Origin of the sequence: Desulfonauticus submarinus, assembly GCF_900104045.1 — a bacterium.
GTDB classification, from domain to species: domain Bacteria; phylum Desulfobacterota; class Desulfovibrionia; order Desulfovibrionales; family Desulfonatronovibrionaceae; genus Desulfonauticus; species Desulfonauticus submarinus.
On record NZ_FNIN01000007.1, the window covers coordinates 1 to 17789 of the forward strand.

The following is a 17789-nucleotide window of genomic DNA, read 5'->3' on the forward strand; positions in this document are numbered from 1 at the left end:
ACCAGTCTTTTGTTTTCATCTAAAACTGGCAAAGAATTAATTCCTCTTTCTACAATCAAGGCCTCAGCTTCCATAACATGATCAGTAGGTTTTAAATAAACAAACTCAGTAATCATAATATCTTTTGCTTTTTTAGCCTCTACCTTTTCAATGCATTTTCTTAAAAAATCATTAATCTCAGGCTCTTGAATAGTCCTGGCTAGCTTTGCATCTAAATAATAAGGCATAACTTCCTTTAACAAATCATATCCTGTAATAATCCCCTCTAACTCCATCTTGTCATTTACAATATAAATCTGACGAGGAGCAAGCTTTCCTATCTTACATAATAAACTCTTAAACCTACACTCCCCACTCGCTAATACTAATTTCGTCTGCATAAGTTTTGCTACTAGCATTGTTCCTCCTTGTTATTTGTTGAAATATTTAAATTAACAGGCTTATCCATAGATGGAGTTAGCCAAATATATGAAAAATTTTTATTTTTTTGAGCATGTCCTTTACTATTATTATAACTAAAAAAAGCTCCATTTTCTTCTAAAATATGTTCAATTCTTTTAGTAAAAGCTTGGACAAATGCTTGTCCTGAGCCGTTAAATATAAAATTTTCTTTTTTAATTGTTTTGATTTTCATCAATTCCTGTAAAGATATGCTATAATTTTTTAAATCACTTTGAGTTTTAATTATTCCCCAAACTAAATGACCATCTGGAATATGTATTGTTTCTTCTGCATCAATGATAGTATGAGGACAAACTATAGAACCTTGTCCAAGATAAATAGGATAATCTTTTGTGCCTTGTAAAAACGAATTAAAGCCTACAAAAACTCTGTCTGAAGCTGTGGTATGAATTAATTTTGCGCCATGAGCAATAACAACACAATTTTTTAATCTTGATTCTGATACTATGCAGTTTTCTTGAATGTTAGAACCAATTCCTATACTAGAATTATGGACATAGGCTCGTTGAGAAATAAATACATTTTCTTTTATATTTATATTTTCATAGATACTAAGGGAAGAAATTGAGCTTGATGGAGGGATATTAACTTTCTGTTGTTCTTCTAATTTCCCAGATATAAACTTATGTATCAATTTGTTTTCAATATTATATAATAATTGATATATTTTACCACATTGATTTTTTCCTAAATATGTGTCTAAAGTATGTTTAGAGTGTTGAAATAAAAATTCAAAATTATTTGTTTTAATCCATATAGTTCCTGGAGATATCTCTTGATGATCTAAAGTTCCTGTTTGAATATAACTAAATTTTCCAATAGTACTTTGCTTTACCTCTGTTAGATCTATTGTAGCAAAGTAATGCAAAATAGATGAATCAACAGGAGCTCCATGTATATTTGAGTAAGGCAAAGAGATTGTATTTTTGATATCAAATTTTTGGTTTTGACTTTTATTATGCACTAATGTGTTTAATAATAGACTATTTTTAATAGAGATTTTCTCTGAATTATCAGTATGTGATTTCAATTCATCACCTCTTATATCTGAGGAATAAAGAATACTATTTTTAATTTTTATATTTCCTAATATGTAAGAGTATAATAAATAAGATGATCTTATTTTATATTTACAGATATGATTTGCAGATAATATAAAAACATTTGATGTTTTTTGTGGTACTAGGATGGTTGGAATTAAATCTATATTTTTTTGATTTGTAAATAGTTGAGAGTTTAGGATAATATCTTTTAATGTTTTCATTTTTTTCCTCTCTTTATTTAAGAGTTATAGGCATACCCATAATAGGCCATATAAAAGCTACAGCAATGCCTATTACTATCATTAAAAGAATACTCGCAGGTATTCCATATAAAAAGAACTCTCCAGTGGTAAACTGTTTAGAGTCATAAGCAATAGCATTAGGTGCTGCTCCTACTAAGAATAAAAATGGCATGCCAGCTGCAACTAGTGAAGAAAAGAGGATAACCTCTCCTGCAACATTTAAATAAGGAGCGATTACAAGAGCGACAGGTAAAGATATAGCAATAGCAGCTACATTCATAATAAAATTAGTCATCATCATCACAAAGAAGGCAATGGCCATTACAAATATAAACCAATTTGAATCTTTAAACATGTTGAGCCAATTGATGGCTAACCATTTGGCTGCGCCTGTTTCCCATAGACAAAATCCTATGCTCATAGCGCCAGCAAATAGTAAAATTATGTTCCAAGGAATTTCTTCTAAGTCTTTGATATTTAGAATTTTTAATATATAAAATAGAATAGTAGAAACTAAGATTATTGCAGTTTTATCAATAGCCTTTAATTCTGGAATAAAAGAGCGTAAAGACATAGTTATAATTACACCTAAAACAATAAGCCCAGCGATTATCTCATTTTTAGTTATTTTACCTAGTTGGCTGTTTAGTTCTTTAGCTTTTTCTCTAAGTCCAATTATTCTCTTTTTTTCTGGTTTTAAAAAAATTAAGAAAAATCCCCATAATAGAAAGGTCATGATCCAACCAATGGGAAACATATAATAAGTTAGTTCAAAAAAGGTTACATCTTTATTTAGAATTTCTTTGAAAAAACCAAGAGCCACTGCTCCTCTAGCTGCTCCTAAAAGGGTTACAATACTTCCAGCTCCTGCTACATAAGCCATACCAATAAATAATGCTTTGCCAAATTTGGTTGGTTTATCTCCTTCTCCATATAAGGCATAAATAGATAATAAAAGAGGATAAATAGTAGCAGCTACTGCGGTATGAGCCATTATATGGGTAAGGGCAGAGGTTACTATAAATACTCCTAGCAAAATCATGCTAGTTCTTTCGCCTACTATGATAAGCATTTTATAAGCAAGACGTTTGGTTAGACCTGTTTTTGTAAATACAGTGCCAATAACTAAAGAGGCAAAAATAAATAGAACAGAAGGATCCATAAAATCTTTAAAAGCAACTTTGGCAGGTCTTATCAAAAACATTGCTTGCATAGCTCCAATTGCAAGACTAGTTACTCCAATAGGAATTACTTCAAATACCCACCAGGTACCAGCTAAGAGAAAAATAGCCAAAGCCCCTTTGCCTTCTCTAGTTAAAACAAAATGTTTTCCAAAAGGATCAACTGCATCTGGCCAAGGAGGTGAAAAATATACAATAGTAAACAAAAAAATACCTAAAAAAATAAAAAATACCCTTTTCCAATCAAAAGTATTAGGTGGATTTTTTACCATGTTCACTTTCCTCCCTATTATTTTATGTTGCATTGTGCAATAGTATTGCATAAAAGATCAAAAATATCTATAGATCTAAGTACTCCAAGGAATTCGTTGTTTGCGTTATAAACAAATAAGATATTGTGGTTATTTATTACCATTTTATGTACTGCAATATCTAAAGACATTTCTGCTTTAATAGTTTCTGTTTGTTCTATATTTTGCATAATATCTTTTATTTTTATTGTTGGTAATTTATTACATAAATCTTTTAATGGTTCTACCCAAAACTCTTGTTTTTTTAATATGGAAAATATATAGTCATCGTTATATCCAAATCTAGTTAGATCCATATGAGATAATTCTTTATATTTTGGTTCTATTCCTCTTAATATATCTATAATAGTTATTTTACCTTTTAATCTGTTTTCATTATCAATGATTAAAATAGTTGAATGATAAGTAGATGATTTTTTTTGTTCTTTTAAAGATATAATTATATCAAACAGAGATATGTCCTGTTGAGCTAGTATATATTCTTCTTTTGGTATCATAATATCTTTTATTAGATAGCTTTTCATTAATTCCTCCTTTGTTTACTGCTAAGGTTTTTTTGGGTATATTAAAGTATTTTTTTTATTAAAGGCAAGAAAAAATAAAAAATAAAATAAGGTTTATTTTTTTAACACAAAAATAATTTGCGTTAAAAAATGAAGCGCAATGAACTGTTACTTAAAAATATTTTTTTCATGTTTTAACTTTTTGTTGAATTAATTGATTGAAGAAATATTTAGTTTAACTAAAATTCAGTTTTTTAATTTGTTATGCTAATAATAATTGGCAAAAAATTAAAAAATGATATATTTCTATTAAATAAGGATTTCAGAGGTTAATGTTATGAAAATATATCTAGTAGGGGGAAGTGTTAGGGATTATTTTTTGGGAAAAATTCCTAAGGATTTAGATTTTGTAGTTTTGGATTGTAAGGAAGAGGAATTTTTAAAAAAATTCCCTCAGGCGAAAAAGGTAGGGAAAGTAAAAAGTGTTTTTTACATAGGAAGAGATGAATATACTCTTAGTAGTTATGAAAATATCGAGCAAGACCTAGAACATAGGGACTTAACTATAAACTCCTTAGCTAAACAAGAAGATGGAAAATTAATTGCACATCCTCTTGCTTTAAATGATTTAGAAAAAAAGATTCTTCGTCCAGTAAAGAGACAAAATTTTTTAGATGATCCTCTAAGGGTTTTTAGGGCAGCACGATTTTGGGCAGAACTTCCTGAGTTTATTCTTAGTGAGGAGCTTGTGGAAACGTGTAGATATGTTGTCCAACAAAAAGATATATGGGAAAAGATAAGTCCTGAACGTATAGGACAGGAGTTATGCAAAGCCTTAAAGTCTAAGCGTCCTGGAAATTTTTTAGCTTTTTTAGAAAATGTTAGGGGATTTGAGTTTTGGTTTGAGGAACTAAAACAAGCTTCTCAAATTCCAGCTGGACCAAGGCCTTATCATAAATCTTCTGTTTTAGGACATACTATACGTCTGATGAATGAATTAGCAGGAGATTTTTGGGCTGTTTGGATGGCCTTTTGTCATGACTTGGGAAAAATCTTTACTTCACCAGACCTATATCCCCATCATTATGGACATGAACAAAAAGGTATAAAAGTTGTTTTAGCTTTAACTAAAAGATTAAAATTATCTCATAAAATGGCATTGGCTGGGAAGTTAGCTTCACTTTATCATATGCAGGCAGGAAATTATAATGATTTAAGGCCAGGTACAAAAGTTAGACTTTTAAAGAACATAGAATATTTTTTAGACCCTTTTTTTAAATTAATTTTTGCTGATAGTAAAAAAGACTATTTAGCTCAGGCTAAAAAAGACCTAGAGATTATAAAACAGGTTAAGCTGCCTACTAAATTTCAAGGATTAGGCCCTAAATCAGGAGAAATTCTTTTATCTTTACAAGGTTCAGCTCTTAAAAATGCCAACAAAAATTGTGCCAAAACTTCTTGACTCTGTTTTTTTTAGACTTATCTTTAAACATATTAAGGTGCTAACTTGTTTTAAAAATTGAATTTTTTAGAGGGGAATTTGGATATGGAGTATAAAGATTATTATAAAATTTTAGGTGTTTCAAAGGGTGCATCTCAGGAAGAGATTTCTAAGGCATATAAAAAGTTAGCCAAAAAATATCATCCAGATTTGAATCCTAATAATAAAGAAGCAGAAGAGAAGTTTAAGGAAATAAATGAAGCGTATGAGGTTTTAAAAGATCCAGAAAAAAGAAAACTCTATGATTCTTTAGGTCCTAATTGGCAGCATGGGCAAAATTTTGAACCACCGCCAGGATTTGAGAATATTCACTTTGAGTTTAGAGGAGATAGTACAGGATTTGAAGATTTGGGAGGGTTTAGTGATTTTTTTGAGACTATTTTTGGTGGACTAGGCAGGTCAGGAAAAAAGAAAAGAGCTTATTATAGTGGTTTTGGACAAGATTTTTATTCAGCAAGAGGTGAGGATCAAGAAGCTATTTTAGAGTTATCTTTGGAAGAGGCTTTTCGAGGAGGAGAGAAAACAATTACTGTAGGAAGTATTGGAACTGGTAAAAAAACTTTGAATGTAAAAATTCCGCCAAGAATAAAGGATGGAGCTAGGATTAGATTAAAAGGCCAGGGCGGACCAGGAATAGGAAATGGTCCTGCTGGAGATTTATATTTAAAAGTAAAAATATTACCTCACGCCTTATTTAAGTTGGATGGTAATAATATAATTTATCGTTTAGATCTGGCACCGTGGGAGGCTGTACTTGGAACAGAAATAGATGTGCCTACTTTGGAGGGCAAAGTGAAGTTAAAGGTTCCAAGGGGAATTAGTAGTGGTCAAAAGCTTCGGATTAAAGGTAAGGGATTAGGACAAGGGTTAAGAAGAGGAGATCAATTGGTTGAAATTAGAATTAAGTCTCCAAAAAATCTTTCTGCAAAAGAAGAAGACTTATGGCAGGAATTAGCCCGAATCTCTTCTTTTAATCCGAGGAGATAGGAGGGAGTAAATGGTAAATATTAGAATAAAAGAAATTTCCCAGCCTTGTGTGTCTCAAAAATTAAGTTGGGAAGAGTTTGTTTTTAGAACAGGTATTAATCCCTTACGTTTGACTGAGTTGATAGAAATGGATTGGATTAATTTTGATAGAGTTGGCGAAGATCATTATCTTTTTCCAGAAAAAGAGATTTATAAAGTTCAACGTTTGCTTCGAGTTTGTCGTGATTTTGAACTTTCTACTTTGGCAGGTATGATTATTGTAGATTTAATAGAACGAGTAGAACAACTGGAAAGAGAATTATCTCAGTTTAAATTTTAATTTAAATTTTAAAAAGATAGAAGGAGGAATATTATGGATATAAGTAAATTTACCCAAAAATCTCAAGAGGCTATTTCTGAAGCTCAGAATCAGGCCATAAAGTTTGGTCATCAACAAATAGATGCAGAACATCTATTTTTGGCTTTAGTTAGCCAAGAAGAAGGTCTTATTCCAAGACTGTTAGAAAGGGCTGGTTATGATGTTGTTGCTGTTAAAGATGCGATTAAAGGTGAGTTAGAAAAGCTTCCTAAAGTGAGTGGTCCTGGAGTTCAACCAGGGCAAATTTATGTTACTCAAAGAGTAAATAGTGTTTTATTAGCAGCTCAAGAGCTAGCTAAAAAGATGAAGGATGAATATGTAAGTGTAGAGCACATATTTTTGTCTTTATTAGACGAGCCGCCTAACACAGGGGTAGGTAGAGTTTGCCAAACATTTCGTTTAGATAAAGATAAAGTTTTAAGTGTACTTACAGAAATTAGAGGGCATCAAAGGGTGACCTCAGATAATCCAGAAGGCACCTATGATGCTTTGAAAAAATATGGTCGGGATTTGGTAGAAGAAGCAAGAAAAGGAAAGTTAGATCCAGTAATTGGGAGAGATAGTGAAATAAGGAGATGTATTAGAATTCTTTCTAGAAGAACTAAAAATAATCCTGTGCTTATTGGAGAAGCTGGTGTTGGTAAAACCGCAATTGTAGAAGGTATTGCCCAAAGAATTCTTCGTCAAGATGTGCCTGAATCATTAAAAGACAAGACGATTTTTGCTTTAGATATGGGTGCACTAATTGCTGGTGCAAAGTTTAGAGGAGAATTTGAAGAAAGATTAAAAGCTGTTTTAAAAGAAATACAAGAATCAAATGGAAAAATTATTTTATTTATTGATGAAATTCATACTATTGTAGGAGCTGGTAAGGCAGAAGGTGCAATGGATGCAGGAAATCTTTTAAAGCCTATGCTAGCTAGAGGAGAATTACATTGTATTGGTGCTACAACTGTAGATGAATATCGTAAATATATTGAAAAGGATCCAGCTTTAGAAAGACGTTTTCAACCTGTATTTGTAGATGAGCCGTCTGTAGAGGATACAGTTTCTATTTTAAGAGGATTAAAAGAACGTTTTGAAGTTCATCATGGTGTTAGGATAAGTGATAGTGCCTTGGTAGCAGCCGCTACTTTATCTCATAGGTATATTACAGATAGGCACTTGCCAGATAAGGCTATTGATTTAATTGATGAGGCAGCAGCTAAGATTAGAACAGAAATTGATTCATTGCCTACAGAATTGGATGAAATAAATAGAAAGATAATGCAGTTAGAAATAGAGCAAGAGGCATTAAAGAAAGAAAAAGACGAGGCTTCTAAGGAGAGGTTGCAAAAATTAGCCAAAGAATTAGCTGAATTGAAAGAAAAACAAGCAACTTTAATGGCTCAATGGGAAAAAGAAAAAGAAGCAATTAATGCTTTAAGAAAGCTTAAAGAGGAAATAGAAAAAACAAGATTAGAGATAGAAGCTGCAGAGCGAGCTTATGATTTAAACAAAGCTGCTGAACTTCGCTATGGAAAATTAACCCAATTAGAACAAGAACTTGCCCAAAAAGAAGAAGAACTTAAAAAGCAAAGCGAAGGCAAAACTTTACTTAAAGAAGAAGTAGGTCCTGATGATATTGCAGAGATTGTTTCTAAATGGACAGGTATTCCTGTTACAAAACTTATGGAATCAGAGCGGGAAAAACTTTTAAAATTAGAGGACGTTTTACATAAACGGGTTATTGGTCAAGATGAAGCAGTAAGGGCTGTAGCAGATGCAGTTATTAGAGCGCGATCAGGGTTAAAAGATCCTCGTAGGCCCATAGGTTCATTTTTATTTCTTGGACCCACAGGTGTTGGTAAAACTGAGCTTTGTAAAACTTTGGCTAGAACATTATTTGATACAGAAGAGAATATGATTCGTTTAGATATGTCTGAATATATGGAAAAGCATACAGTAGCGCGACTTATTGGAGCTCCTCCTGGATATGTAGGATATGAAGAGGGAGGACAACTTACTGAAGCTGTGCGTAGAAAACCATATTCAGTAATACTTTTTGATGAAGTGGAAAAAGCACATCCTGATGTCTTTAATATTTTACTTCAGATTTTAGATGATGGAAGGCTTACAGACAGTCATGGAAGGATAGTTGATTTTAAAAATACTATTATAATTATGACCTCTAACCTTGGAGCACAATATTTATTGGACGGTATTACTCCAGATGGTCAACTAAAACCTGGAGTAGAAGAACAAGTAATGAATGTGGTAAAAAGTCATTTTAGGCCAGAGTTTTTAAATCGTATTGATGAGATTGTCTTGTTTAAACCATTGTTGTTAGAAGAGATTAAGCAGATTATAGAGCTATTATTAGATGATTTAAGGGAAAGGTTGAAAGAGAAAAAGATTAGTTTAGAACTTACTCCAGAAGCCAAAGAATTAATTGCCAGAGAGGCTTATGATCCTGTGTATGGAGCAAGACCATTGAAACGCTATCTTATTCATAATGTGGAAACAAAACTGGCTAAGGCAATTATTGGTGGTAAGGTAATGGAAGGAGATAAGGTAGTAGTAAAAGTGAAAGATGGTGACTTGGTTTTAGATGTGGAATAGATTTTAGGATAAAGAGATTTTTATGTAATCGAACTATAAAATAGGGGGCAGAGACTTTGCCCCCTATTTGTTTTCATGTCTATGAGGAATGTATCCCAAAGGATGGGCGTGTTCGTGCTTGTGGAGGACAATGGTAGGATCGTATATAACTTGTTTGTCTCGTAGAATATATTGTTTTTTTGTAATTCTGGCTAAGAAATCATAATCGTGAGAAATAATAATATAAGCAATGTCTAATTTTTTCAAAATTTCGATAAGCTTAGATCTAGAATGTTCATCTAAACCAGTAGTTGGTTCGTCTAAGATAAGTACTTGGGGGGACATAGAAAGGACTGTGGCAATGGAAACCAGTTTTTTTTCTCCACCTGAGAGATTAAAAATATTTCTTGGTCCGAGATCAGCTATACCTAATTTTTCTAAAGTTTTTTGAGCTATTTTTAGAGCTTTTTGGGGCTTAAATCCCAGATTTAAAGGTCCAAAAGCAACATCTTCAAGTACTGTAGGAAATATTAATTGATCATCTGCATTTTGAAAAACAAACCCTATTTTGGGTCTTATTTGTTGGAAATCTTTTTCTTTTATACATTTTTTACCAAAAAGAATAATTTCTCCTTCTAAAGGAAGAAGTAATCCCACCATTAAAAATACAAGAGTGGTTTTTCCACTTCCATTTGGCCCAATTAAGCCTATTTTTTCATTTTTTTGAAGGCAAAAATTAATTTTTTCTAAGATAAGTTCTGTTTTTTTGTAGCCAAAGGAGACATTTTTTAGTTGGATTAAAGAGTTACACACTTTATAAGTACCGTCCTTGCCATAGAAGTAAGGTAAATATTACAAGGTTTATAAAGGAAAAGTATATATCTTTTAAACCTAGCTTATAGGGATAAAGGCTGTAAAACTTGCCTTTAAATCCTCTTAACACAAGAGCTTTGTGTACTCTATCTCCTTTATCGTAAGCTCGCAAGATAATAAGACCTACTAGATAGGCGTAGGTTTTATAAGTAAATAGATTTGTTTTAGGTTTAAACCCTTTTACTTTTAAGGAACGAAAAAGTTTATCCTTTTCTTCTTTTAACAGGAAAAGGTAACGGTAAGCAAAAAGAAAAAGATAAACTAATTTACCTGAAACTTTTAATTCTTGTAAGGCATATCCTAAGGTAGAAATAGGTAAACTTAAGATAAAAGAAAAAAATAAGAGCATTAAAGTATTAGCTTTAATGCTTAACATAAGACAAAGAGAAAACGCTGGCTTTGAAATTTTAAACCAGCCTATTTGTATAAAGGTTGGTCCATAAATAGTAAAAGGTAAAATTAACCAAAAAAATAAAACAAAGGCATTAACTGGTTTTAATTTTTTTAAAGTATCTTTTATACTAAGGCCAGCTAATCCTATACTAATAAGCGCAAAAAACAAACTTAAGCAGAGAGTAAAAATATCTTTTTGGGCAGCAATATAAAAGGAAAATATTACTGCCCAAATTATTTTTATTCGAGGGTCTATTTTGTTCCATAAGTTTAAATGGGTTTCTTCGCTACTCATTTTTGTTTTTGCTCATAAAGTATAGAGCTATTCCCATTAATCCAAAAATATAACCAATGCCAGAAAAAATATCTTGCAAAGTTATTTTTTTCTCTTGGAGAAGGGTTAATTTTTCCATTATTGGGTTTAGTCTTTTAGTTAAAACTTTGTCTATGATTTGTTCTATTTCTTCACAAGATGGAGAATTAGCTGAAAGATTTTTTGAGTTAGCTGGAATAGTAGTATCCCAAGGAAGAACACTACTTGAAGAAGTAGAAGTTTTAGAGGTAGCAGAAGGAGTTTTTATATCATTTTGTTCTTGAAGTTCTTTAAAAGGTATTTTCCATGTATTTCTGTGTCCCATTCCTGCAAGAATTTCAGCCTCTAAGTCATGTTTATTAGTAAATACTTGTTTAGGTAAATCAAAATCTACTTTTCCCTTGTTGTCAGTGGTTTTTGAAGCTATTATTTTTCCTGTGGTTAGGTCTTTTATATTTACTGTACCTTTTTTTACCTTTTCTCCAGAAGGATATTTGGACTCACAATAGATTTTTTGTCCTTCTACCCAACAGAAAATATTTACCCTATGGGCAGATGATTTGGATAATGTTCCCCATATCCCAAAGATAAGAATGAATGTTAAAAAAATATTTATCTTTTTCATTTTGATTACCCCTAAAATTTCTTCAAAGAGATTTTAACAATAAGCTTAAGAAATTAGTTAAAAAATAAAAAAGTCGAGACTTATTATTGTTCTAATAATTCTGGCTTGGTTTTTAAAATAAAAACTACAATAAAATAGGAAATAACTGCTTCTATTCCTGCAATAGGAATGTGGGCTAATACTAAAAGTTTTGCTACAGAAATGAATTCCTCTCCTGAACCTCCTAAGCTAATACCTGCTAAGACAGCACTTGTAAGTACTGTCAGTCCTGCGAGTATTCCTCCCCATAGAGGCTTAGGTTTTAGTTTAAATAAAATTCCTGCCATAACAGCAGGAAGTCCCATAATAGCTGTATTTGCCCCTAGAGTGGTTATTCCGCCAAATTGAAACAAAAGGGCTTGAAGAAGAAGACCTATAAAAAGAGTAGGTAAGGCCAGTATTCCTAATAAAATGCCTACTAATCCATTTAAAAGTAGATGGGCACTTGAAGGGCCTATGGGTATATGGATTAAGGAAGCTACAAAAAATACAGCCGCTAGAATACCCATTTTGGGAACTTCATTGGGGGATAATTTTTTTAAAGCAATTGCTAAGCCAATACCTGTAATTCCCCATCCTGTAATTAAAACTGGTAGACTTAAAACTCCTTCTGAGATGTGCATATCTACTTCCTTATTTAGTTTGAGATGTTAAAGAAGTGTTTTTTATCTAAAATTAAATTTAAAAAATTAAAAGTGTAAGAATGGGCTATAATTATAGCCCATTCTTCCTAATGTGTATTTATTTGCTAGGCCAGGGGGCGAAATATAACCATAACACGGCACCCAATTCTACTTCTTTTTGCTTGCCTTTATAGGGTAATGTAAAGTCAGCAGTATTTAAGCCAGCAAATCCCCACCACCCAGCTGCAGGTGGAGTATAAGTGAATATTCCATTTTGGTCAGTTTTTACTACTTGAGTAATATAATACTCTCCTGGAGGAGTTAAGCCTTTTTGATTAAAAAATTCTACTTCTACATCACAATTAGCAGCAGGTTTGCCGTTTACCAAAACTTTACCTTGAAAGGTATTACCAGCATAAAGTCCAAAAGGTCTGGTTAAAGGGATGATCTCTGTTTTTAAACCAATAGGATTATCCCAACCTTCTTCATCGCCAAATGCGGCTACAAATGTTTTAGTATAGTGGATGATATATTTATCTTCTGCAGGTTCAAAGTAAGGTGTTGGTTTCATAAAAAATTGATATACTCCAGGTCTTTTGAATTTAAAACTAGTCTTCCATGCAGTATGTCCTAAGAAACTAATCTTGTTTAAGTTTTTTCTTAAATCAATTATTTTGTCTCCTACCTTTACTCCAAATTTTTCAGGTTTAACTAACTCCATTCCCTTCATTTCCATAGGATGAATAAAGGCCAACATAAGCTCAATTGTCTTTGCTTCAGGAGTAATCATAGATTTTTGAGGCAATAAGAACCCAAAATGGGCATAAGCCGTAAGTGGTAAAGTTAGTAACATTAAGATTAGAAAAAATTTTACTAAACGCATAAACAGTAACCTCCTTTTATATTTTGTAAATGATAAGTGTGAAGTATTACAAAAAAGTATTCAAGTCAACTAGAAAAAGAGTGTATCCTTTTAATTAATTACTGCTAACTTAAGTTAGCAGTATAGATGTGGTTTTTTAAAAAAGTATAACAATATTAGTATGTTACAGTATTGTGAAAAATGGCACTAAATTTGTAGGAGGGTTGAAGGTTTATTTAAAAAATAAAAAAGGAGGTGTTTTTATGGCTGAAGACAAAAAACAATGCAAAACAGAAAGTTCTTTGAGTATTGATTCGTTAGAAGCCCACGATGTGTTAGAAGGAGCTGAGCCTTGGGAGCCAATTGAAACGAAGTTGGTATTATGGTCTTTTGCTATAGCGGTTGTGGTGTTGTTAATTGGTTTATGGTTTGTTCCTTCTTCGATTTTACATTAATTTTTTAAGGGGGACGTTGTTGTGGAACTTACTGTGGTACATGATGGAAAAGAATGGATTGCTTTTGATCAAGACAAGGAATTTAGAGGTACTAGTTTAGAAGAGATGGACGATCAAATTAGGGATTATGTATTGAAAAGTGGAAGGGTAGGCAAGGGACAGAGGCTTAAAGTATGGATGTATTTTAATACAGCTGTTATTCCTGAATGGATGAGGCAGTATATGCAGCATTATTTTAATCGAGTATTGATTATAGAAAACTAAGTTCAGAGGAGGTGGGATAGATGACAGACTTATCTAATAGAAAGTGGTATACAGGCATGCTCACCCAAGAGGATTGGTGGGCTGTATGGCTAGGATTAGGATTTTTCTTTTTATCTCTTTTAAATATTTGGGGTATAGATTTAGTTGGTTGGGTTACTTATCCGACAAAATGGGTATTTAGCCCACCACCAGAAGGTAAGGGGGCTATTAGCCATGCCTTTTATGCCTTGGGTAAAAAGTATAGTTTAACTGCTAAAGATTTTTATAAAGGGCTTGGTTGGTGGTCTATTATTTGGACTTATGTAATTTTTGGCGTTGCCACCACTATTGGTGCTAAATGCATGAAATGGAATATAAAGAAGTTTATTGGTGGCTGGACAATTATTTTCTTTTTAACCATTGCCACTTGGTTTGTTGGACATCATGCTTTTTTTGCTGCCACTAAAGTTGATTGGCATAAATATGGTCTTAATTTTGCTCTTTCTTTGGGTGGTGGAGCATCTTTTATTTTAGCCTTAATTGTAGGATTAATTATTGGTAATTTTTTTAAAGGGCTTGCTAATTATCTTACAGAGGCAGCTAAGCCAGAGTGGTATATTAAAACCGCTATTGTTTATCTTGGAGCAAAGTTGGGCTATTTGCCTATAAAGTTAGCAGGATTTTCTCATAAATTAGGAAAAGTGGCTACAGACTTAACCTTAGATTTATTTATTGCTGGTGCTGCTGCTACAATTGTGGCTTACATGATTTTCTGGCCAGGAATTTATACTATTTCCAGAAGAATTTTTAAATTACCCAGAAAAACAGCTGCTGTCTTAGGATCTGGTATATCAATTTGTGGTGTTTCTGCTGCTGTTGCCACAGGTGGTGCTGTAAGAGCAAAACCCGTGGTATCTATTATGGTTTCCGCTTTAGTTGTTGTTTGGGCAGTAATTGAACTTATTGTATTGCCTGGATTTTTTACTCATGTATGGCCAGGAACAAGTGATCCTTTAGTTGGTGGTGCAGCTTTAGGTCTTTCTGTAAAAACAGATGGTGCGGATGCAGCTTCTGGTGAACTTTTAGATGTATTTTTAAGAAGTAAGATTCAAAATGAGACCAATGGTCAAGTAGTTTGGCCTGAAGGTATTATTACTGCTAGTGCAGTTATGACTAAAGTTTGGATAGATGTATTTATTGGTATTTGGGCATTTGTTTTAGCAATGGTCTGGGTATATAAAATTGAACGTCGTCCAGGAGAATATGTCCCACCCTCTGAAATTTGGCATCGTTTTCCAAAATTTGTTATTGGTTATTTTGTTGCTTGGTTGTTATTGTTAGCCATATTTTTTGGCCCAGGACATGCTGGAGCTCCAGAAGGGGCAAGTTTGCTTAAATCTATTAAAGCTGGAGTTGTGCCTGTAGAAAAAGGTATGAGAAAGTTGTTCTTTATGCTTACTTTTATGAGTCTTGGGATTATTACAGATTTTAAGAAACTTAAAGAGTGTCAATTTGGCAAGATGGTTTGGGTATATTTTGTAGGTTTGTTCTTATTTATTATTCCTGTAGCTATTATTGTAGCTTATCTTTTCCATCATGGAATGGAGATTCCAAATATTGCTCAATTTGTAAAGTAAAGGTTTTATCTTTGGTTTGAAAAAAGCGAGGGATTTCCCTCGCTTTTTTTTTGCTAATTTTGTGCAATTATTAAAAGTTAGAAAACCTTAAATTTAGAAAAATCAGCTAGATAAAATTTTATATAAAAAATATTGGAAGAAATTTAATTTTAAGGTTATTTTTAGAAAAATTTTTTGGGTGAAATTATGGCCAAACTTAGTTTGCAAAGTAAATTTTTCTTAGGTGTAGGTCTTGTTTGTCTTTTAAGTGGCATTTTTTTTATAAGTACCTTGTACTTTCATATGAAGAGTCTTTTGGTTTCAGAAATAAGTGATAAAGCTAATTTAATCTTACGAGAAGCCAATGCTGTTCAAGGATATGTAAGAGATGTCTTGCGTCCAGCAATGTTTAAAAATTTACCTGCAGATAAGTTTATCCTTGAGGCTATGTCTTCTTCTTATATTTCTCGCAAGGTTATGGAAAGGCTTTCTAAACATACCACTATTTACTATCGTCGAGTTGCCTTTAATGCAAGAAATCCTCTTTATAATCCTAATAATTTAGAAAAGGAGATTATTGTTTTTTTTAAAAAGCGAAACTCAACTCATTTTGAAGGATTTAAGAAAATTAAGGGCAAAGAGTTTTATCTTTCAGCAAGACCAGTTGTTTTTAAAAAAGAGTGTCTTCATTGTCATGGAAATCCTAAAAATGCTCCAAAAGAACTTATTTTAAAATATGGATCTAAAAGAGGATTTTTTCATAAACTTAATGAAGTAGGAGGGGCAGTAATAGTTGGCTTTCCTATAGAAGCAGCAGTAAAGCAAATAAAAGAAGCAACTGTCGGATATATTGCTGTTTATTCTTCTATGTTTTTTGTTTTTTTTGGTTTAATTTCAATTTATTTTCGACAACTTGTGGTATTAAATTTTAAAAAGTTGACTTCTATTTTTAGGAAACATTTTTCAGAACCAGCAGAGTTAAATTTGTTGGATAAATTACATACTAAAGATGAAATAGAAGAACTAGTGCTTGGAATGGAAGAATTGGCCAAGCACTTATATAATGCAAGAATTAAGTTAAAAGAATATGCAACAAATTTAGAAGCAATGGTTGAAGAAAGAACAAAAGAGTTACAAGAAGAAGTTATTTCTAGGAAAAAAGATATAAATTTATTAGTAAATTTAGTTGATTTAATTACAAGATATAAAACAAGTGAGAGTCTTATTACTAAAACTCTTGAGTTGATAGTTAAACGTTTAGACCTAAATTATGCTATATATGTTTGTTCTACTTTTTCTAATAGAAAATTTATTTGGCCAAAAGACTTCAATGCTGTGGATGTTCCAAGGAGTTATATTAATGAGGTCAAACAAAATAAAATTCTTGCTAGAGATGGATTCATTTATGTCCTGGTTTATTCCCAGGATAGAATATGGGGATGCCTAGCTTTGCCTGAGAATAAATATGCTCTAAAAAATGAGCATATTCTTATAGCTATAGGAAAGCAGATGGGCATTGCTTTAGAGAGCATTCAGTCAATAAATGAGCTTATTTATCAATACGATATTTTACAATCTCTTTTTGATGGAATTTCTGATCCTTTGTTTTTAATTGAAGAAAATGGTGACTTTATAATGCAAAATAAGGCGGCAAATATATTAAATAAAGAGTTTCAATTTAATTTTTTAAAAGACTTTATCTCTATAACAAAACATAAAGAAATTATCGCAAAATGCTTAGAACAAGATACTCCATGTAGAATAGAATGGCAGACAAAAGAACGATGGTTTGCAGTAAGAATATATCCACTTTACGCTCCTCCTCAAGGAATGAAACGACTTATTATTTATGTAAGAGATGTAACTGGAGAAAAGAAAATGTTAGAGCAGATCAGAAGGACAGAAAAATTATCTGCTGTAGGTAAGTTAGCCGCAGGATTGGCTCATGAAATTAATAACCCTTTGGGAGTTATTTTGTGTTATGTGGATTTACTTCAGGAAAACGTAAAATCAGAGCAAGGAAAAAGAGATTTAGAGATAATAAAGAAACATGCAACTCAAGCGCAGAAAATACTAGGCGATTTGCTTAATTTTGCAAGGCCAAAATCTTCTTTTGGCATATGTAACTTAGAAGAACTGGCAAAAAATATACAGGCAGTATTTGAGGTTCAAGCAAAGAAAAAAGGTATAAATTTTGAGTTAAAATTAGATTCTAATTTACCTTTGTTGAATTACGATAGTAGTTTGTTAGAGCAGATTTTCACTAATTTAATTTTAAATGCATTTGATGCTTTAGATAATCAAGAAAATGGAGCTGTTAAAGTAAGTTTATCCAAGCTAGATAGAGAAATTGTTTTAGAAGTAAGAGATAATGGTCCAGGTATTCCAGAGGATATAAGGGATTCTATCTTTGATCCCTTTTTTACTACCAAAGAAGTTGGTAAAGGTACAGGTCTAGGCTTAGCGGTAGTATATGGCTTAGTAGAAGAGTTAGGTGGGAAGATAGAAGTATTTAATGAAAATGGTGCTGTTTTTAGAATTTTTCTTCCTTGGCAATAGAATAAAAGGAGTAGAAATAT

General features: G+C 32.1%; 17 protein-coding genes. 8 read left to right on the forward strand and 9 right to left on the reverse strand.

The window, feature by feature from the left end; genetic code table 11:
* The 4 genes from BLP60_RS06955 to BLP60_RS06970 form a co-directional block, all read right to left on the reverse strand.
* Positions 1–398 (reverse strand): CBS domain-containing protein (locus BLP60_RS06955; protein ID WP_092065426.1); only part of this gene is annotated, 398 nt, incomplete at its 3' end.
* Complete coding sequence (locus tag BLP60_RS06960; RefSeq protein WP_092065428.1) at positions 392–1726, reverse strand: LbetaH domain-containing protein; 1335 nt, start codon at positions 1724–1726, stop codon at positions 392–394. The genes BLP60_RS06955 and BLP60_RS06960, both read right to left, overlap by 7 nt.
* 13 nt (positions 1727–1739) lie before the next feature.
* On the reverse strand, positions 1740–3200 hold the full coding sequence (locus BLP60_RS06965) for an SLC13 family permease (RefSeq protein ID WP_092065430.1): 1461 nt from the start codon (positions 3198–3200) through the stop codon (positions 1740–1742).
* A 17-nt stretch (positions 3201–3217) separates the two neighbouring features.
* On the reverse strand, positions 3218–3763 hold the full coding sequence (locus BLP60_RS06970; RefSeq protein WP_092065432.1) for a CBS domain-containing protein: 546 nt from the start codon (positions 3761–3763) through the stop codon (positions 3218–3220).
* Positions 3764–4079: 316 nt separating this feature from the next.
* Here BLP60_RS06970 and BLP60_RS06975 point away from each other — a divergent pair, with 316 nt between their 5' ends.
* From BLP60_RS06975 to clpB, 4 genes are all read left to right on the forward strand, one after another.
* Positions 4080–5204, forward strand: coding sequence for a tRNA nucleotidyltransferase/poly(A) polymerase family protein (locus BLP60_RS06975; protein WP_092065434.1), 1125 nt, complete (start codon positions 4080–4082; stop codon positions 5202–5204).
* Positions 5205–5288: 84 nt separating this feature from the next.
* Positions 5289–6230: a DnaJ C-terminal domain-containing protein gene (locus tag BLP60_RS06980; protein ID WP_092065436.1), complete on the forward strand. Its 942-nt coding sequence runs from the start codon at positions 5289–5291 to the stop codon at positions 6228–6230.
* A gap of 10 nt (positions 6231–6240) precedes the next feature.
* A complete protein-coding gene (locus BLP60_RS06985) occupies positions 6241–6549 on the forward strand; it encodes a chaperone modulator CbpM (RefSeq protein WP_092065438.1) in 309 nt (102 codons plus the stop codon).
* Between the two features lie 33 nt (positions 6550–6582).
* Positions 6583–9189 (forward strand): ATP-dependent chaperone ClpB, encoded by a 2607-nt coding sequence (gene clpB / locus BLP60_RS06990; RefSeq protein ID WP_092065441.1) that lies wholly within the window; start codon positions 6583–6585, stop codon positions 9187–9189.
* A 63-nt stretch (positions 9190–9252) separates the two neighbouring features.
* On the opposite strand, the gene BLP60_RS06995 is transcribed toward clpB, so the two are convergent.
* From BLP60_RS06995 to BLP60_RS07015, 5 genes are all read right to left on the reverse strand, one after another.
* Positions 9253–9981 carry an energy-coupling factor ABC transporter ATP-binding protein gene (locus BLP60_RS06995; protein ID WP_092065443.1) on the reverse strand — a complete coding sequence of 243 codons (729 nt, stop codon included), beginning with the start codon at positions 9979–9981 and terminating at the stop codon, positions 9253–9255.
* Between the two features lies 1 nt (position 9982).
* Positions 9983–10729, reverse strand: a complete 747-nt coding sequence (locus BLP60_RS07000; RefSeq protein WP_092065445.1) for an energy-coupling factor transporter transmembrane component T family protein — start codon at positions 10727–10729, stop codon at positions 9983–9985.
* Complete coding sequence (locus BLP60_RS07005; RefSeq protein WP_092065447.1) at positions 10722–11372, reverse strand: NikL family nickel/cobalt ECF transporter subunit; 651 nt, start codon at positions 11370–11372, stop codon at positions 10722–10724. Before BLP60_RS07005 ends, BLP60_RS07000 begins: the two co-directional genes overlap by 8 nt.
* An 83-nt stretch (positions 11373–11455) precedes the next feature.
* The gene (cbiM, locus tag BLP60_RS07010; RefSeq protein WP_092065448.1) at positions 11456–12034 is read right to left on the reverse strand and encodes a cobalt transporter CbiM; all 579 of its coding nucleotides are present in this window, start codon (positions 12032–12034) and stop codon (positions 11456–11458) included.
* Between the two features lie 118 nt (positions 12035–12152).
* The gene (locus BLP60_RS07015) at positions 12153–12917 is read right to left on the reverse strand and encodes a DUF4198 domain-containing protein (protein ID WP_092065450.1); all 765 of its coding nucleotides are present in this window, start codon (positions 12915–12917) and stop codon (positions 12153–12155) included.
* Between the two features lie 242 nt (positions 12918–13159).
* Between BLP60_RS07015 and BLP60_RS07020 the strand changes: the two genes are divergently transcribed.
* The 4 genes from BLP60_RS07020 to BLP60_RS07035 all read left to right on the forward strand — a co-directional run bounded on the left by BLP60_RS07020 (position 13160) and on the right by BLP60_RS07035 (position 17769).
* Positions 13160–13351, forward strand: coding sequence for a hypothetical protein (locus tag BLP60_RS07020; protein ID WP_143338921.1), 192 nt, complete (start codon positions 13160–13162; stop codon positions 13349–13351).
* A 21-nt stretch (positions 13352–13372) separates the two neighbouring features.
* Positions 13373–13615, forward strand: coding sequence for a DUF5395 family protein (locus BLP60_RS07025; protein WP_092065454.1), 243 nt, complete (start codon positions 13373–13375; stop codon positions 13613–13615).
* A 20-nt stretch (positions 13616–13635) separates the two neighbouring features.
* The gene (locus BLP60_RS07030; protein WP_092065456.1) at positions 13636–15231 is read left to right on the forward strand and encodes a putative sulfate exporter family transporter; all 1596 of its coding nucleotides are present in this window, start codon (positions 13636–13638) and stop codon (positions 15229–15231) included.
* Positions 15232–15417: 186 nt separating this feature from the next.
* Positions 15418–17769 (forward strand): c-type heme family protein, encoded by a 2352-nt coding sequence (locus BLP60_RS07035; RefSeq protein WP_092065458.1) that lies wholly within the window; start codon positions 15418–15420, stop codon positions 17767–17769.
* The last annotated feature ends 20 nt before the right edge of the window (positions 17770–17789 follow it).

What these genes read in the sequence shown, in the direction of transcription:
- BLP60_RS06960 (WP_092065428.1), bottom strand. Translation starts at nt 1,726, where the DNA reads ATGAAAACATTAAAAGATATTATCCTAAACTCTCAACTATTTACAAAT.
- BLP60_RS06965 (WP_092065430.1), bottom strand. Translation starts at nt 3,200, where the DNA reads ATGGTAAAAAATCCACCTAATACTTTTGATTGGAAAAGGGTATTTTTT.
- BLP60_RS06970 (WP_092065432.1), bottom strand. Translation starts at nt 3,763, where the DNA reads ATGAAAAGCTATCTAATAAAAGATATTATGATACCAAAAGAAGAATAT.
- BLP60_RS06975 (WP_092065434.1), top strand. Translation starts at nt 4,080, where the DNA reads ATGAAAATATATCTAGTAGGGGGAAGTGTTAGGGATTATTTTTTGGGA.
- BLP60_RS06980 (WP_092065436.1), top strand. Translation starts at nt 5,289, where the DNA reads ATGGAGTATAAAGATTATTATAAAATTTTAGGTGTTTCAAAGGGTGCA.
- BLP60_RS06985 (WP_092065438.1), top strand. Translation starts at nt 6,241, where the DNA reads ATGGTAAATATTAGAATAAAAGAAATTTCCCAGCCTTGTGTGTCTCAA.
- clpB (WP_092065441.1), top strand. Translation starts at nt 6,583, where the DNA reads ATGGATATAAGTAAATTTACCCAAAAATCTCAAGAGGCTATTTCTGAA.
- BLP60_RS07000 (WP_092065445.1), bottom strand. Translation starts at nt 10,729, where the DNA reads ATGAGTAGCGAAGAAACCCATTTAAACTTATGGAACAAAATAGACCCT.
- BLP60_RS07005 (WP_092065447.1), bottom strand. Translation starts at nt 11,372, where the DNA reads ATGAAAAAGATAAATATTTTTTTAACATTCATTCTTATCTTTGGGATA.
- cbiM (WP_092065448.1), bottom strand. Translation starts at nt 12,034, where the DNA reads ATGCACATCTCAGAAGGAGTTTTAAGTCTACCAGTTTTAATTACAGGA.
- BLP60_RS07015 (WP_092065450.1), bottom strand. Translation starts at nt 12,917, where the DNA reads ATGCGTTTAGTAAAATTTTTTCTAATCTTAATGTTACTAACTTTACCA.
- BLP60_RS07020 (WP_143338921.1), top strand. Translation starts at nt 13,160, where the DNA reads ATGGCTGAAGACAAAAAACAATGCAAAACAGAAAGTTCTTTGAGTATT.
- BLP60_RS07030 (WP_092065456.1), top strand. Translation starts at nt 13,636, where the DNA reads ATGACAGACTTATCTAATAGAAAGTGGTATACAGGCATGCTCACCCAA.
- BLP60_RS07035 (WP_092065458.1), top strand. Translation starts at nt 15,418, where the DNA reads ATGGCCAAACTTAGTTTGCAAAGTAAATTTTTCTTAGGTGTAGGTCTT.